Origin of the sequence: Paraburkholderia mimosarum LMG 23256 = NBRC 106338, from assembly GCF_000739815.1 — a bacterium.
Taxonomy (GTDB): domain Bacteria; phylum Pseudomonadota; class Gammaproteobacteria; order Burkholderiales; family Burkholderiaceae; genus Paraburkholderia; species Paraburkholderia mimosarum.
Map to the genome: position 1 here is coordinate 1 of NZ_BBJJ01000279.1, position 1,581 is coordinate 1,581.

Genomic DNA, 1,581 nt, shown 5'->3' on the forward strand with positions numbered 1-1,581 from the left:
GGATGGGGGTATTGCAAAGATGCTGCGGGTTGTGTAGAAGCGCAACATCATGAAGCCAGCTTGAATAATGCCATATAAAGCCAGACTAAAGACGGGTGAACCGCGCAAGCGCAAGAAGCCGGGGTACCGGGTGACGAACGCGCGGGCGTTAACCAGAGCCTGAGAAAGCGCGGCATGATCAGCCTGTATGTGGCGGGCGGCGATCTGAAGGCGCAGCTTATCAACGCAAAGATCCGTACGCCGGGCATGTCGGGGCGTGAGCCGACCTACACCACGGCGTACATCGAGCTGATCTTTACCTTCTACCGGCTGTTCGGCTGGGGGATGCGGCAGATCACCGGCTATATGGAGGACTACTGGGAGACTCGCGGGCTGGACATCCCGGTGCCCAGCGCCAGTCAGCTGGGCGAACGGTTCGCTTCACTGGAGGTGAGCGTCACGCAGCGTTGCGAAACAGCTGGCCCGGCGTCTCGCGCGCGGCGAGACGATCAGTCTCATCGTCGACAGCACGGGATTGAGCTTTGGGCGGGCAAGCCAGTGGTACGAGGAAAAGTACGGTCAGAAGGCCGCGCGCACGCCGTGGCGCAAGATGCATCTGTCGATCGACGCTGACATGAACGTACACGCGATCCGCATCACCACTACAGAAGTATCGGACAGCGAAGGAATGGACGCCGTGCTGCCCGCTGATGTGCCGATGGATCGGGTGATTGCCGATGGCGCGTACTACAGCATCGAGCGTACCGAAGCGCTTTCAGGCGCGGGCGTGACGCCCGTCATCCCACCGCCAGCTCACGCTGTCGTACACGGCGAGGAGCGAACCCGCCGGCATGACCAGATCGTCAGATACATCGAGGACAAAGGCATCTATGCATTTCACAAGAAATACGGCTACGGTGTGCGCTCGCTGGTCGAGGCACAGATCTCGCGCATCAAGCGCTGCATCGGCGAGCGCCTGCTGACGCAGGAGCTTGCGTTGCAGGAAGGCGAAGGCGTAATCATCGCCAACCTGCTGAACCGGTGGAACGCCTTCGGCAAACCGATTTGCGTCAAAAATGCATAGTCGCGTCCATAGCACGGGAACTTGTACCCATCCGGACAAAGCCCAGTGGAAGTACCTGTACCGCGCGGTGGACAAGGCCGGCAACACGGTCGACTTCCTGCTGCGTGCCCGTCGTGACAAGGTCGCTGCCCGGCGTTACTTCGAGAAGGCGATCGAGCGTAACGGCGAACCTGAGACGGTCACAATCGACAAGAGCGGCGCGAACCTGGCGGCGCTCGATGCCCTGAACGCCAAACGGGAAACGCCCATCCGGATCCGGCAGATCAAGTATCTGAACAATATTGTGGAGCAGGACCATCGCGCGATCAAAAGGATGGTCAGGCCGATGATGGGTTTCAAGGATTTCCGATGTGCGCGTATCATCCTCTCCGGTATCGAGATCATGCACATGATCCGCAAAGGTCAGATGAAGGGAGACAATAGTCGCAGCGTCGCCGAGCAATTTTACTCGCTTGCGAAATAAGGAATCCGGATCAACTAGATCATTATTCGCCCACTCCGCTATCGCGACACAACCC

The 1,581-nt window shown here is 59.1% G+C and carries 1 protein-coding gene and 1 pseudogene; both read left to right on the top strand.

The window, feature by feature from the left end; genetic code table 11:
• Positions 1-174 precede the first annotated feature (174 nt).
• Entirely contained in the window at positions 175-612 is a 438-nt protein-coding gene (locus BMI01S_RS42790) for a transposase (RefSeq protein ID WP_042293383.1), read from the top strand.
• Positions 515-1,526, top strand: a pseudogene (locus BMI01S_RS44425) (IS6 family transposase). Before BMI01S_RS42790 ends, BMI01S_RS44425 begins: the two are co-directional and overlap by 98 nt.
• Positions 1,527-1,581: the final 55 nt, after the last annotated feature.